Origin of the sequence: Halobacteriovorax sp. RT-1-1, assembly GCF_047085455.1 — a bacterium.
GTDB lineage: Bacteria > Bdellovibrionota > Bacteriovoracia > Bacteriovoracales > Bacteriovoracaceae > Halobacteriovorax_A.
Window position 1 is genome coordinate 703058 of the sequence record NZ_JBKIXZ010000001.1, and the last position, 14695, is coordinate 717752.

General features: G+C 35.8%; 15 protein-coding genes. 10 read left to right on the forward strand and 5 right to left on the reverse strand.

Features of this window, described 5'->3' with window-relative positions; genetic code table 11:
• The 3 genes from ACMAWV_RS03535 (at position 1) to aspA (ending at position 3400) form a co-directional block, all read left to right on the forward strand.
• Entirely contained in the window at positions 1–465 is a 465-nt protein-coding gene (locus ACMAWV_RS03535) for a TIGR02530 family flagellar biosynthesis protein (RefSeq protein ID WP_103218957.1), read from the forward strand.
• Between the two features lie 143 nt (positions 466–608).
• The gene (locus tag ACMAWV_RS03540) at positions 609–1889 is read left to right on the forward strand and encodes a flagellar hook protein FlgE (protein ID WP_103218958.1); all 1281 of its coding nucleotides are present in this window, start codon (positions 609–611) and stop codon (positions 1887–1889) included.
• 92 nt (positions 1890–1981) lie between these two features.
• Positions 1982–3400 carry an aspartate ammonia-lyase gene (gene aspA, locus ACMAWV_RS03545; RefSeq protein WP_103218959.1) on the forward strand — a complete coding sequence of 473 codons (1419 nt, stop codon included), beginning with the start codon at positions 1982–1984 and terminating at the stop codon, positions 3398–3400.
• 38 nt (positions 3401–3438) lie between these two features.
• On the opposite strand, the gene ACMAWV_RS03550 is transcribed toward aspA, so the two are convergent.
• Both ACMAWV_RS03550 and ACMAWV_RS03555 read right to left on the reverse strand, forming a co-directional pair.
• The gene (locus ACMAWV_RS03550; protein WP_103218960.1) at positions 3439–3780 is read right to left on the reverse strand and encodes a hypothetical protein; all 342 of its coding nucleotides are present in this window, start codon (positions 3778–3780) and stop codon (positions 3439–3441) included.
• Positions 3781–3874: 94 nt separating this feature from the next.
• Complete coding sequence (locus ACMAWV_RS03555; RefSeq protein ID WP_103218961.1) at positions 3875–4309, reverse strand: hypothetical protein; 435 nt, start codon at positions 4307–4309, stop codon at positions 3875–3877.
• 121 nt (positions 4310–4430) lie between these two features.
• Here ACMAWV_RS03555 and ACMAWV_RS03560 point away from each other — a divergent pair, with 121 nt between their 5' ends.
• Positions 4431–5597, forward strand: a complete 1167-nt coding sequence (locus tag ACMAWV_RS03560) for a thiolase family protein (RefSeq protein ID WP_103218962.1) — start codon at positions 4431–4433, stop codon at positions 5595–5597.
• A 43-nt stretch (positions 5598–5640) separates the two neighbouring features.
• Positions 5641–6705, forward strand: a complete 1065-nt coding sequence (locus ACMAWV_RS03565; protein WP_412469929.1) for a Crp/Fnr family transcriptional regulator — start codon at positions 5641–5643, stop codon at positions 6703–6705.
• Here ACMAWV_RS03565 and ACMAWV_RS03570 read toward each other — a convergent pair.
• Entirely contained in the window at positions 6702–8309 is a 1608-nt protein-coding gene (locus ACMAWV_RS03570; RefSeq protein ID WP_412469928.1) for a hypothetical protein, read from the reverse strand. The genes ACMAWV_RS03565 and ACMAWV_RS03570 overlap by 4 nt on opposite strands.
• Positions 8310–8473: 164 nt before the next feature.
• Between ACMAWV_RS03570 and ACMAWV_RS03575 the strand changes: the two genes are divergently transcribed.
• The 4 genes from ACMAWV_RS03575 to ACMAWV_RS03590 all read left to right on the forward strand — a co-directional run bounded on the left by ACMAWV_RS03575 (position 8474) and on the right by ACMAWV_RS03590 (position 12495).
• On the forward strand, positions 8474–9265 hold the full coding sequence (locus ACMAWV_RS03575) for a GYF domain-containing protein (protein ID WP_158246935.1): 792 nt from the start codon (positions 8474–8476) through the stop codon (positions 9263–9265).
• A 6-nt stretch (positions 9266–9271) separates the two neighbouring features.
• Positions 9272–10000 carry an alpha/beta hydrolase gene (locus tag ACMAWV_RS03580; RefSeq protein ID WP_103218966.1) on the forward strand — a complete coding sequence of 243 codons (729 nt, stop codon included), beginning with the start codon at positions 9272–9274 and terminating at the stop codon, positions 9998–10000.
• Complete coding sequence (locus ACMAWV_RS03585) at positions 9990–10511, forward strand: hypothetical protein (protein ID WP_103218967.1); 522 nt, start codon at positions 9990–9992, stop codon at positions 10509–10511. The genes ACMAWV_RS03580 and ACMAWV_RS03585 overlap by 11 nt, the downstream gene beginning before the upstream one ends.
• A gap of 61 nt (positions 10512–10572) precedes the next feature.
• On the forward strand, positions 10573–12495 hold the full coding sequence (locus ACMAWV_RS03590) for a serine/threonine protein kinase (protein ID WP_103218968.1): 1923 nt from the start codon (positions 10573–10575) through the stop codon (positions 12493–12495).
• 27 nt (positions 12496–12522) lie between these two features.
• Here the strand turns inward: ACMAWV_RS03590 and ACMAWV_RS03595 are convergent, their stop codons facing one another.
• A complete protein-coding gene (locus ACMAWV_RS03595) occupies positions 12523–13269 on the reverse strand; it encodes a hypothetical protein (RefSeq protein WP_103218969.1) in 747 nt (248 codons plus the stop codon).
• Between the two features lie 163 nt (positions 13270–13432).
• Between ACMAWV_RS03595 and ACMAWV_RS03600 the strand changes: the two genes are divergently transcribed.
• Entirely contained in the window at positions 13433–14077 is a 645-nt protein-coding gene (locus ACMAWV_RS03600) for a hypothetical protein (RefSeq protein WP_146037909.1), read from the forward strand.
• A gap of 21 nt (positions 14078–14098) precedes the next feature.
• On the opposite strand, the gene ACMAWV_RS03605 is transcribed toward ACMAWV_RS03600, so the two are convergent.
• Positions 14099–14527: a hypothetical protein gene (locus ACMAWV_RS03605; protein WP_412469927.1), complete on the reverse strand. Its 429-nt coding sequence runs from the start codon at positions 14525–14527 to the stop codon at positions 14099–14101.
• Positions 14528–14695: the final 168 nt, after the last annotated feature.

Here is a 14695-nt window from a genome sequence, read left to right on the forward strand (position 1 = left end):
ATGGGAACTAAAGATATTTCAAATTTTCATATTCCAAATGTAAGCCAGATTCCTGGTTCGAAGAAAGTTGATCTTCGTAACCGTCTTGGTAATGTTGGTGGAAACGAAGCTGCTCAATCAGAATTTAAAAATCTTTTAAATGAGCAGATCTCAAATGAGAAGATCAATAAAGCGCATCAGTTAGATCAGTTAGCGCAAACTCAAAGAGAACACGGAATTCAACTTTCGACTCATGCAGCGAAGAGATTGCAAGAGCGAAATATTGATATTGATAGTAACGAGTTTTTTAAACTTAAGGATGCTTTTCAAAAACTTCAAAGTAAGGGTGGAAAGGATTCTTTAGTAATTACAGATAAAGCAGCCTATATCGTGGATGTACCGGCCAAGAAGGTGGTAACGGCCATTGATAAGGGAAGTATAGAGAGTAACGTATTTACAAAAATTGATTCGACTGTATTGGTTTAAGATTTAATTAGCTGGTCCTAACGGAAGCTTCGTGTTTGCCTGTCGTTGTAAACACATCTTTTAAAATCTTTATTCCATTTAGTCGTTTTTAGATCTGGATCTAACAGAGCAGTTTAGATTTAGTTTTAGTCTAGGAGGGACGAATGAGTATTTTAAGGTCATTTAACATTGGTGTATCTGGTTTAAGCGCTTCTGGAGCGGGAATGAACGTTGTTTCAGACAACATCTCAAACGCTGGGACACATGGTTTTAAAGCTTCTAGAGCTGAATTTCAAGATGTACTTGCAGTCTCTCTAAAAGGGATCGAAGGTGGAGATCAGTTCGGTGCTGGTACAAAGCTAGCTCACATTAAGCCAATCATGACTCAAGGTGATGTTGCAAGAACTGAGTCGATCACTGACCTTGCTATTCAAGGTGATGGATTCTTCAAGGTAAAAGCTCCATTCGGAAATGGATACTCTAGAGATGGTTCAATGCACTTTAACAAAGACGGTGAGCTTGTTAACGGTGATGGATATAAAGTAATTGGTTTCAAATCAAATGAAGATGGAACACTTACAAATAAAGAAGGTGAGATTAAGTTAGGAAACACAACGATTCCAGCTCAAGCAACTGAAAAAGTTAAGCTTTCTATGAACTTAGACTCAAGAGCTTCTGTTAAGCAATTTGATCCAAATAATCCAGAAGAAACTTCAAACTTTTCTTCTTCAATGACTGTATACGATAACGTAGGTACAGCTAGATTAATTACTGTTTATTATAATAAGACTGCTGATAATAACTGGACTTACCGTGCAATGGTTGACGGTGCTGATGCTCAAGGTGGTGAAGCAGGAACTATGGTTGAAATGGCACAAGGTCAACTTATCTTCAACGACAAAGGTCAGCTTCAAGAAGAAGTAGAGTCTTCAAATGCTTTCAACTTCAATAAAGGTGCACAACAAGGTCAAAAAATTGAATTCTCATGGGGTGAATCAATCTCTGAAGGTGGAGATGGTACTGATGCTTCAACTCAGTATGGTTCAGGGTCTGCAGTTGCTAGACACACTCAAGATGGTGCATCAGCTGCTACTCTTGGATCTCTATCGTTCAACGATGATGGTATCCTTACTGCAGTTTATGACAATGGTGAAACAAGAGATATCGCTCAAATCGCTATTGCAAAATTTGATAATAACGAAGGTCTTTTCAAAATGGGGAAAAACCTTTTTAAAGAATCTAAAAACTCTGGTCAACCAGCAATGGGGAAACCAGGTGAAGCAGGACGTGGACAAGTTCTTTCAAAGTCGATCGAACTTTCAAACGTTGATATTGCAAATGAGTTCGTTAACCTAATGACGTCTCAAAGAAACTTCCAAGCTAATGCTAAGACGATCTCTACAGCAGATAAAATGATGCAAGAGGTCTTCAGAATCAAGGGTTAATAAATAACTCATACTCCTATGCTTTTAAGGCCCTCTTTTGAGGGCCTTTTTTATGTTCTTGTGCTTAAATACTTCTATTATTGGAGAATTTTATGAAGACAAGAATTGAAGAAGATTTACTCGGACAATTAGAAATAGATAATGAAATGCTTTATGGAATCCATACGCAAAGGGCCCTAAATAATTTTCAAATATCAAATGCAAAAATTGGAGACTACCCTAATTTTGTTAAGGGGATGGTTCTTACTAAAAAGGCAGCAGCAGCTGCTAATAAAGAAATTGGTACAATGGAAGATGATAAGTGCGATATGATTATTAGCGCTTGTGATGAAATCCTAGCAAACCTTGATGATTACTTAAAATACTTTCCATCAGATGTCTTTCAAGGCGGAGCTGGTACTTCGGTAAATATGAATACTAACGAGGTTATTGCTAACGTTGCTCTTGAAATGAATGGACATAAACGTGGCGATTATAGTGTCTTAAATCCAAACGATCACGTAAATAAATCTCAATCAACAAACGATGCTTATCCAACTGGTTTTCGTGTCGCAGTTTTCTTTTATATGACTAAAGTAATTGAGCGAATTCAAGAGCTATCAGATAGTTTTGAAAAGAAGGGAGTTGAGTTTGAAAAAGTTTTAAAAATGGGGAGAACACAATTACAGGATGCTGTTCCTATGTCATTAGGAGATGAGTTTCACTCATGGGCAGTTAATCTTCGTGAAGAAGTGCGCTCTCTTTCTCGTTGTCGTGACCTTGTTTTAGAAGTTAACTTAGGTGCGACAGCAATTGGAACAGGACTAAATGCTCACGATCGTTATTCTGATCTTGCCATCGGTTTTCTTTCAAAATTTACAGAAGAAAGTTTTGTAAAATCGGAAAACTTAATTGAGGCAACATCAGATTGTGGTGCTTATGTCATGATCTCTGGGTCTTTAAAAAGAACAGCGGTTAAACTTTCAAAGATTTGTAATGATCTAAGACTTCTTTCTTCAGGTCCACGTTGTGGGTTTAATGAAATCAATCTTCCTGAGCTCCAGGCCGGATCATCTATTATGCCAGCAAAGGTAAACCCAGTTATTCCAGAAGTTGTAAATCAGGTTTGTTTCAAAGTTATTGGAAATGATATGACTATTACAATGGCCGCTGAAGCAGGACAACTGCAACTTAATGTAATGGAGCCAGTTATTGCTCAATCTCTATTTGAATCAGTTGATCTTCTTAGTCATGCTGCTACGACATTAAAAGAGAAGTGCGTTGAAGGGATTACAGCTAATGAAGAGCATACAACAAATATGGTTTTAAACTCAGTTGGAATCATTACATATTTAAATCCATTTATTGGCCACCACATGGGTGACGTTATTGGAAAAGAGGCCGTAAAGACGGGGAAATCAATTCGAGAATTAGTTCTTGAGAAGAAGTTACTTTCAGAAGAAGAATTAGATGAGATTCTTTCAGTTGAAAATTTAATTAAGCCTAAGTACAGAGCAAAATTATTCAAATAAAAAAAGCCTCCATTTCGGAGGCTTTCTTTTTCGCTATATTAATTACGACGATTTCTTCTTTCTTTAAATACATGAGCTCGGCAAGTTGCGGCCATGATATTTGGATGATTTGTTGGCCCTGAGAACCTTGTGAAATCAAAGCTTCTAACGTTGCAACCATGTTGGCAACGGTAGTTAAAAGTTCTTTGAAATCCATTCGTGTATGTAATCGTGTATTGATAATCAAGAACAGTCATAAACCTATGTGAATTATTATAAATTTCACAATTAACAAAAGGTCCCCAATTAATTTGGCCTTCCACTGTGCGGTGTCTTTCTTCTTGTGCCCAAATCTTTTGAGTTAAAAAAAGTAGCAGCGCTAAACATAATAGCTTTTTCATAAAAATCCCTCTCTAATGAATATTTATATAAAAATGCTATTAGAGATTAGAGGCTCTGGCAAGTTAACGAGGGTAAAGCTATAGGTGCGACGTGTTACTGGTTTAGTAGTCTATCGGCCTGGATTGTTAGGCCAACATTCTCTCTTGTCACTTTGCAGTATAGTTGTGTACCTTTGAAAGTTTCTTCTTTCCACATATCCTGGTAATCATCCCAGTTTTCGTCTGCAAAGAATTGATCAAAGAAGGCACCGATTGAATCCACTAATCCTTCTAGAAGCTTAGTGTGGTCACCGTTTTCTTCTAGATCCATTGAGGCAAAGTATGTTGTAGCAGCAGCTGCTTGGTTTGATGTGTCCACAAGAGAAGCAATTACTAGAACTTCACCTTTGTGCAATCTTCCATAGACTTCAAAAACTTTATTAGCATCAAATAACTCGTTGCGATACGTATCTTGAAGAAGTTCAAGTACAGAATCTGCCCACTCATTTGGAAGATCAATTAAAAATGGCCCGTTTGTTCTTGAAAGCATTCGCAATATCCTTTTTTAACGCTACGAAAATCTATATAGAAGTAGAAGATAATTAACAAGCCACTGTTTGTGTGTCAATATATCTGGACTTTAAATAAGACTAAATAAAAAGGAGTAAATAATGAGTGTTTATATTCTTTCTGGTGCTAGAACACCAAGTGGAAGTTTCTTAAGCTCACTTGCAGAAGTTGGAGCAACTCGCTTAGGTGCAACGGCAATTGAAGCTGCAGTTGAAAAAGCGGGAATCGCAAAAGATAAGGTTGATGAAGTATTTATGGGGAACGTTGTTCAGGCAGGTGTTGGACAAGCTCCAGCTCGTCAGGCCGCAATCTTTGCAGGTCTAAGCGAAGCAACTCCATGTACAACAATTAACAAAGTTTGTGGATCGGGGATGAAGACAATTATCTCTGGTGCTCAGTCAATTATGACAGGTGACAATCAAGTTGTTGTTGCTGGTGGTATGGAAAATATGTCACAAGCTCCTCACTTGCTTATGAACTCTAGAACTGGTGTTGCAAAATTTGGTGCAGCAGAAGTTAAAGATGCTATGCAATGGGATGGACTTTGGGATGTTTATTCTGACCAAGCAATGGGAAATTGTGCAGAAGAGTGTACTGAAAAATATAACCTAACAAGAGAAGCACAAGATGCTTATTCAATTGAGTCTTTTAAAAGAGCTCAAGCTGCAATCGAAGCTGGGATTTTTAAAGATGAAATCGCTCCAGTAACAATCAAAGGTCGTAAAGGTGACGTAGTTGTTTCTGAAGACGAAGGACCATTCAAGGCTAAGTTTGATAAGATTCCTGGTCTAAGACCAGCTTTCAAAAAAGATGGAACAATTACTGCTGCTAACGCATCAACTATTAATGATGGTGCTGCTGCTGTTGTTCTTGCAGGTGAAGAATATAAAGACCAAGCAGAATTTAAAATCGTTGGTTGGGCATCTCACGCTCAAGCGCCAACTTGGTTTACAACTGCTCCAATTGAAGCAATGAAGAAGAACCTTGAGAAAACTGGACTAAAACTTTCAGATATTGATGTTTTTGAAATCAATGAAGCTTTCGCAGCTGTTCCAATGGCAGCGATGGCAGAAATGGGAATTGATCACGCAAAACTTAATATCTATGGTTCTGGTGTATCACTTGGTCACCCAATTGGAACTTCTGGTACTCGTATTGTGGTAACACTTATGACTGCTATGAAAAACCAAAATGCAAAGTACGGTTTGGCCTCTATTTGCATCGGTGGCGGTGAGGCGTTATCATTGATATTAGAAAAAATTAAATAAATTTGCAGGACTTTCGTAGTCCTGCTTTTTAGTAGGACTATGGATGGCCCAAGCTCAAACACAAAAACAACACAAATCTGGTATCGTTCGATTCAAAGCAGGTGAAGTTCTTTTCAACCAAAACGATCCAGCGGATTCTCTTTATATTATTCAAAAAGGACAGATAAGACTCTATATTCCAAAAGGACAGGGCTTTGTTGAAATTGCAATCCTTCGTGCTGGTGAAGTTATTGGTGAGATGGCCTATTTTGATGATAAGGGATCAAGAAGAAGTTGTTCTGCTGCTGCCATTGTTCCTACAGATGTTGTTCGCGTTACATTTTCTGCATTCGATAAAACAATGCAGGGTCTTAATCCGTGGTTTAAAACAATCGTTAATACTCTTGCTGAACGTTTGAGAAAGACGAATGATCGTGTAAAGGCACTTGAGACCAACTCTGTTGGTTTTGGTAAAGATGGTAAAGTTGGCGAGTATGTATTCTTTCACACAACAGATGTACTAAGAATTCTTGCAGGGATTTATCTATCATCAAAAGTACACGCACAAAAAGGTGAGGATGGTGCTCATCGAATTCATATAAGTTCAATTCGTTATTACCTATTCGATATCTTTGGTGTTTCTGAAATTAAGTTTGAAGAGATGATAGAACTTTTAAAAAGAGAAGGTTTAATTGTTATGGAAGATGACAAGGATGGGCAACCAAAGCTTGTCAAAATACCTAATCTTGAAAATCTTCGAAGTATTGTAGCTTTTATTAATGCTGAAAAAATAAAAACAGATGATAAGAAAATAAAAACAACGAAGAAGTGCAATCTAATTCTTTCTCGTATGAAGAATCAACTTCTTGCAAAAGGTATTACTAAAGGAAAGTCTTCTGCCGATTTATCTGCAGTTATTGCTGAGCTTAGAGAAGGTGAAGCGATTGTTAACGCTGAAGATATTCGTCCTGCAATATTAGCGGGAATTGTGGAAGATATTTTCGTGGATGACAAAGGTAATATGACTAATGTTGTTGATATGGATAAATTGATTAAAATTTTACCGGGCCTAATCTTTCAAGTTGCTTGGCAACGTTTAAATGAAGAAAAGGCCGGTAATAGTTATTAGTTTCCAGTTGGATAGAAGTTTACTTCAACATTGGCACCATCACTATAAACAGCATTTCCATAAAGTTTTAAGAAGTAACCAGTTTCGTTCATAACAGGTGTCGCTGGAGTGTCATCTGTTGGACTTGTCACCTTAATATTGAAGTTTGAATAATAAGCAGGATTAGATCCTGATTTCATTAATTGCCATCCATTTGTCGAACTCTTATTAATAGTCTGCCCATTAATCTTAAGAGTAATCGAACTTTCAACAGGCTTACTATTAAGTTTTACGTAACCATAAAAGTTTTGTGGTGTTTGATAGCTTACAACTAAACATTCTGGATATTCCACAATTGCATTTCCATTTAAGCGAATAATGTGGCCAGAGTGTTCTTCTCCAACTGAAGGAGAGTATCTAGTTGCAAAGTTTCCTCTCTCACCAATATAAGTATAGCCGTTGCTCATTCCTTCAAGAATTGGTGTTCCAGCTTGAGAGCTTCCTCTTACATACTTTGTGATAATTAGAGAACTAGTATCGATAAGAGCACCTGGCTCTGCTACTTTCCAGTAGTTGTATTTGTGTTTAAGAATTGCATCAACAATTGAATTGTTTACGTGGTCAAAAATATTATTGAAGTTACTCTGAGTACATACGTTAATATTATCGTTTTGACCGAATCCATTGTACGAATATGATGAGTATGGAAATGGGTATGGATTACTTCCGCTTAAGTTATCATATGGTTGATTGTAAATAAGATCACTGGCTCCGTGATAATTATAGTTTCTTTTCCCTTTTGATACTTGTGGGCAATTGTAAGAGCTAGGGTCAATTGATGGAGCTAAAGAAATCAGTCTCATCATCGATGAATTAAGTTCGTAGCTACCAACATTACTACAAGTTGAGTTAAACGTTGCAGCTGTACTACGAGTTGTTCCAAGCATTTGTTTATCATCACTTGTATATAGTGATTGAGAGTAAAGTGCTCCATTATAATTACCACGCATACATAGAAGGTCATGGGCCATGGCCTTACGATACTTTACAGATAGTGAGTGGTTATTTGGTAAGTTTACACCCGTTGTATTCCATGAGTTATCATCCTCGTTAGACATGATAACAATGATTGTATAGGCGTCTTTTCTAAGGGCACCATTTAATTGATTTAATTTTACAAGTTCGTTAATACGAGAAAGACCGCCTTCTTTTGTTCCTGATTGGGGACTAAAGTTTGAAATAACATTTGAAGCGGCATAGCGAGATATTGTTGTAACTCCTGAAGGATTAATTCCTGAGCGAGAAAAAAAGTATGTGCCATTATTACCTGAACCAATAAGAGGCGCCATAAGAACCTGGTAATCAAATCGATCCGCAATATTGTTTACAACATTATTTAGTGCTGTTTTAGTCTGGCTACTAATAAAGCTGGTACTTGTTGAGTTATCCCAAACAAAGAGTAGGTCAACAGGTGGCCTAATATAAGTAAACTTAGAACACATTTCACTGTTTACTGTCTGAGTAGGGTCTGTCCCAAATGAGTTAGAATTCTTGCGTGTTGCAAATTCTTCTTTCGCACAAGAGGCCATGAATAATAATGTCAAAACAAGTAAGATCTTTTTCATCAATTAACTCTTCGGTTAAGAAAAACTAAAACTTAAATATAATTCAGCCTTTTTTACTAAAGTATTATTCCCATTTGATGCTTCTTAGGGGCAATATTTTTCATTAATTTTGTTAATGATATCAACAGGTTAAAATAGGAAGTGCAAATCAAATGGAGAAGAAAATGGCACAATGGTATTACGTTGAAAAAGGTGAAAGAGTAGGACCTGTTGAATTGGAAGAGGTTGAAGTCCTATTTGGAAAAGGAAAGCTGACACCTGATAGCTATGTTTGGACTAAAGGATTTGATAATTGGAAACTTATTTCAGAAGCAACTGAGCTAGGACACTTATTAAATAAGCGTGTAATGGATGAACTTCCTCCAGAGCTCGATATGCCTCCTGTCATTGATGATCAGCACGTCGTTCTTTATTCATGGGATGATATCAAAGATGATGAAAAAATAATTACGATTAAAATTGGTCTTGATCGAGGAATGGAAGAAGTTGAGTATGGGCCGTTTAGTGTAATTGATTTACAAAAGGCTTATCAGCAAAATCGTATTAATGAAAAAACTCTTGCTTATATACCTGGTGAAAACGAATGGGTTTTCTTAGCAGAAACACCAATTGCTAAGAAGGTAATGGGGACTGTTCCTCCATTAATTACAGATGATGAAAGAAGATTAAATCAAAGAAAACCATTTGTTGCTCGTATGTTCTTTCATGATTCTCAACAAGTATTTGAAGGAGTTTGCCGCGACATCTCAATCGGTGGTATGCAAGTTCTTGTTTCGAATTTTCCATTTAATGTAGGTGATGAGGTCACATTAAATGTTCACCCTGAAAATACTGATTACCACTTTATTGCCTCGGGCCTAGTAGTAAGACATCTTAATGAGAACCAAGGTTTTGCTCTCCGATTTGTTAATCTCTCAGACGAAGCTGAAAGCTCGATTAAAAGCTATATCGGTTAATTGAAGATGGATACTTCGATTTATATTCGTGAGTATCATTCAGGTAATGAGGAAGCAAAAACCCTCATTCTTTTTCATGATATTGGCGGAGGCCACTATACTTACGATAGTTTAATTCCCTTGCTTGTGGAAGAAGGGGTGAATGTTGTTTGTTTTGATTATATTGGCCATGGCCTAAGTTCTGGCACACGTGGACACTTTGAAAGTATTAATCACGTTAAGAATTTTTTAAATGAACTATATCAACATAGTAAACTTGCGCAAGGTGAGGAGATTTATACTCTGGCCGTTAATCAAGGTGCATTAATCTCTCTTTTTTATTCCACGCTATTTGATAATGTAAAAGGTAATATATTCTTAAATCCTAAAATTAGAACTGAATATAATAAGAACTTAAAAAATGAATTAATATCTAAAATACCATGGCAACCAAATTTCTTGTCACGCTCTCATATTAAGCTATCAAAGCAAAGCAATGACTTAACGGCCAATAACTTTGTAACAAAGAAGACTCTAGTTGTTCTTAACCAAATCTTGAAAAAAGTTCAATTGAACGTCTATTTCATGCAATGTCGAAACTTAATCTTTAGTAGTAATAAAGACAGTATTATCTTTGAGACAATCATGAGTGAATTTAGAGAAGAGGTTGAAATCCCTGAGTTTAATTCTGTAAAGACCATAAAAAAACAAGACATTATTTTCAAAGAAACTTATAATTGGATACATGAAAACTAAAATTTTAGCTCTTTTTGCCCTGGTTTTATTAACTTCTTGCGGAAATATGACAAAGAACTTTGTCAAAGGCGGAGAATCTATTATCAAGGGTGGTACTGCTGGTGGTAAGCCTTGGAATGATCCTTTGAAGTTTCAACGCCTCTCTTGGTATTCAGAGCTTAATTTAATGTATGATGTTTTCTTAACTAAAATCGAGCCAAGCTCTCCGTTTTGGCAATGGTTTTCTGAAGGTGAGTCAAGACGCCTTAAAGAGTGTAAGGATGTCTATGTTGCTATCACATTTAGTTTAGACTCTGACCGAATTTCTCATGCAATGTTTTATAATCAAGTTTTATCGAAAGAGCTTCAGCCTGTCGTAACTAATGACTTTGATCTTGCCATTGCAAACCATCCAGACTTCAATAAATTCTTTTTGTCGTTATACAAGAGTAAAACACTTTGTGCTACATCTGATATCGGTGACTTAAAGATTCATTTTCCAAATTATAGAGTGAAAACTCTGCATTTTTAGTCAAAAACTTATCTAAAGTTTGCACTCTGAAGTTCCGATAAAAATTCGAGGAGCTTTAGTAATGAGTGAAGAAAAGAAATTTGATAGATTTGGTCGATACCTTATTCTAGATCACCTAGTTGATGGTGGTATGGCCAAAATTTGTCGAGCTCGCTTTCTGGGGGAGCAAGCCGATAAAATTGTAGCAATCAAAATGGTTCAGCCACAATTTTCATCTGACGAAGCATTTCAAACTATGTTCATGGATGAAATTAAGACGACATTTGGATTATTACATCCAAATATCGTTCAGACCTATGACTATGGTTTTCATAATGGTCAGCTTTTTGTTGCGATGGAATATTGTGATGGTAGAAACTTAAAGCAATATATCGATAAACTTAAAGAACATAACTATGTCTTTCCTGTAGAAATCTCAGCTTTTATTACGATTCAAGCAGCCCAAGGCCTTCACTACGCTCACACATTCACTGATAAACTAACAGGGAAACCTGCAAATATTATTCACCGTGATATTTCACCTCATAATATCATGTTAACTTTTGATGGCTCAGTAAAGGTAATCGACTTTGGTATTGCAAAGTCTGAAACTAACTCTGAAGCGACTCAGGCGGGAACTATTAAAGGTAAGTTATCATACCTTGCTCCTGAATACTTAGATGGTTTAGATCTTGATCCACGTTACGATCTATTTGCTACAGCAATTACATTATGGGAAATGCTATGTTCTAGAAAGCTTTTCAAAGCTTCAAATGATCTAGCGGTATTAAAGAAGATTCAAGAATGTAAAATTCCTGTACCTTCATCAATTAACCCAATGGTTCCAAAAGAACTTGATAAGATTATTTTAAAGGCCCTTCATAAAGATCGTAACAAGCGTTACCAATCTCTTGAAGAGTTTGCTCGAGCTTTAAATAAGTTCTTATACTCAACTTATCCAGACTTCAACTCTTCAGATCTTTCATACTTTGCTAAAGAGTTATTCAAAGATGAGATTAAAGTTGACCGTGAAAGAATGTATGAATTTGGTCAGATTGAGCTTGGCCCATATATTAAAGATTATAAAAATGAAACAGAAGGTAAGCCTTACAGTAGTGATGATAGTGTTGATGCAACTCAACCATCTGTAGCTAAGAAGAGAAAAGAAAAAGAGGCACTTTTTGAACTTGATATTGATGAACAAACAGATATTCAAGTAGAAGGTTCATTACCTAAACTTGATATGGCCTCAAAGTCATCAAAAACAAAAATTAATAAGATTGATATTCGCTCTAATAAGACTAGTGCTAGTACTAAGATCAAGAGAATTAAGAAAAAGAAGAAAGTTGAAGCAAAGAAAAAGAACTACTTCATTCATGTTGCCTCTGTGGCAGCAATTGCTGCTGGAGTTTACTTTGCTAAGGATCATATTCCTTTCTTGAAAAATTCATCAACAACTCCAACTGAGGTTGCAACGACAGTAGAGCCAAAGGCTAAAACAAAGCGTGAGCCTACAAGTAACCAGCGTGGAACGATAACGCTTAAGAACTTCAGTCGAAATAAAGATAAACTTTATATCAATGGATCTGAACAAAGTGTTGATGTTTTAAATCGTATAAAAGTAAATGCAAATGAACTATTAACTGTTCGTGTAGAGAAGACAGGGCGTGAGCACTTCATTGTCCAAGATATTTCAATTCAGGATGGAGAGTCTCGTAATATTCAAGTTGAATCGATGCCAAAAGCATACTTTGGATATCTACAAACAAGTTCTGCTTGTTTAAAGGGAACGATCAGTTTTGAACTTTTTGGAGAGCAAAGAGAAGAGAGATTACCTATCCGCTTTGTTCCAGGGATTCCATTTGCAACTGGAATAAGTCCACAAGGTGATAGTGTTCCAAAGGAATATGAAGTCATTATTAAGGATGCAAAGAGCTCTGTACCACATAAGGTAAGTTTCGAAATTCAAAATTCCAAGGTCGTCGATCTTTGTAAATTATTATAAAAAAAAAGCCCGCTTAGCGGGCCTTTTTTATCTTGATAATGCTTTAATTAGTGTTGCAAGAACTGACTCTTGAAGCTTTGTTATTTGACCAATATTGGCCATAATAATAAATGGACTCTTTAGAATATTTCCACAAATAGTTAATTCACCCTTTTCTTCACTGTATTCTACAATTTGAAAAGCATTTACGAATTCTTCTTCAAAGTGTTTCATTAACTTTGCTTCAAACTCTTTTCCCTTAACTGGGTTTGGTTTTTTGTCCCCATCAATCGTTATGTGAACGAGTGCCTTTTTATCGCTATTTTTTGAAACGTCTTCGATATCATTATAGATAAGCTTTAGATTATTAGCACCTAGGTTGATTTTGAAAATATGCCACAGTTCTTCGAAAAAGGCAGTTCTATCATTTGGCCATAGAGCTTTTAGGTGATCCACTACTTCGAATAGCTCTTCTAGTAGAACAATATTATTTTGCAAAATCCAGTTACTTGAAATCTTATCAAATACTTGTTTTAGTTTATCGTTTGATTCTGCTTCAAATTGTTCAGAGCTTTCAAAAAAATTATTTCCTTCATGTAGTGGAGTGTACTTTGATTCTTTCTTTAGAAAGTTATGGACAACCTCTTCTTCTAATAATTCAGGAGAATAAAAGATGCAGTCAAATTTCTCTTCAGATACTTCTGACACGTCAGCAATCTTGCTTTTTGTGTTGCTATTTAAATCTCTGATAATAATTTGATTCTGATTTTTAATAAAACCAATCTGGCGTTGCATTATGTCCCCTCTGTGTGTCCTATTGCAAAATATTATCGAATTAGTCGAGCATACGTCAATCTTCTAGGCCCTCGAGGATATTGTTTGTCGCTGTTTTTGACGAAATAGGGGAATAAAAGAGCATGGGGATGTTGGAATTTGAACTCGATGATATAATTAACATATGTTGTCATTAAAATTGATGATTGGCCTATGTCCGATCTTATTATTTTCAACAAATAGTATTGCTCAGGATGCCTGGCTTCTCGATGATTTTTATACACAAGGTAGCAAAAAGGAAGAGAAGAAGAGAGCTAAAACTCATTACAAGAAAGATTCCGCACTTTACCAAATTGATATAAATGGCGACATTGTAAGAGAGTATATTGGAACCTCAATTGTTGATGGTATCCCGACTTTACAGATTTATGATGTTCAAAAAAGATTAATTTTTAGTTATCGATTTCCAATTTCAGGATTTAATTCTCACATCTATCGAATTAAAAGAAGAAAGATTTCAGAAAATAAAACAGCAACACTCTTCTACCAATTTAATGGTAATACTAACTATATCAATACATATGGTTCTTCCAATTTATGGGGTATCGTAGTTGAGAATGGAAAATTAGATAATATTAAAATTCATAACTTCGGACAAATTTGGCAAGAGAACAAAGATAATTATGGCCTTTATAAGAGGGCGCATTTAGTTAACTTTATGGATGTTAATAATGATGGACAACTAGATGTCGTTATCTCTAGTGGTTCAGTCTATAAGGCTTACTCCCATGTTAATGGGAGTAAGTGGTCTCAAACATATAAAAAATAAATTGGTTCTTTTTTAGGATTTTTACGAAGCTTTCTTAACTTTGTCTTTCTCTTTTGTACTTCTCTTATCTGAGAGGTGAGTTACATTTGAATGATCAGTAGTCTCTTCACGCTTTAGGTTATTAGCGTAAGAATCTTTGTTCGCTCTGAAGAATGTATAAGCACTAACTGCAATTGGAAGTAGAATAAAGAAAAGGTAAAGTAAGCTTTCTGAGGCATTACTTTCTGTATAACTTTCTACTTTTAAAAGTTCTGGGCTATGTACTCTTTCTGTTTTTGCTGTAGAGGGTTTTCTCGTTGGAGAGAAGTCATATCCTTTTGCTTTTGAAGGTTCAACTTCTTTATATTCTTCGATTGAAGAAGTATATGTATCTTCTACCGCTGGTTTTCTTGCAAAAGAAAATTGTGACGATAAATACATTAATGAAATTGCGATAATTAACTTACTCATTATTTTCTCCATCCTAGAAGTGACCAGGGCCACCTTAGTATTTTACCACCATTTTAAAAGCAGTTTGAGATGGTAATCTTTGACCATCAGCTAATCATACTTATCGGCTAACTTTTGTAGGTACTTAAAATTGCGGAAAAAAAAAGAATGAACAAACTAAAATTCAGG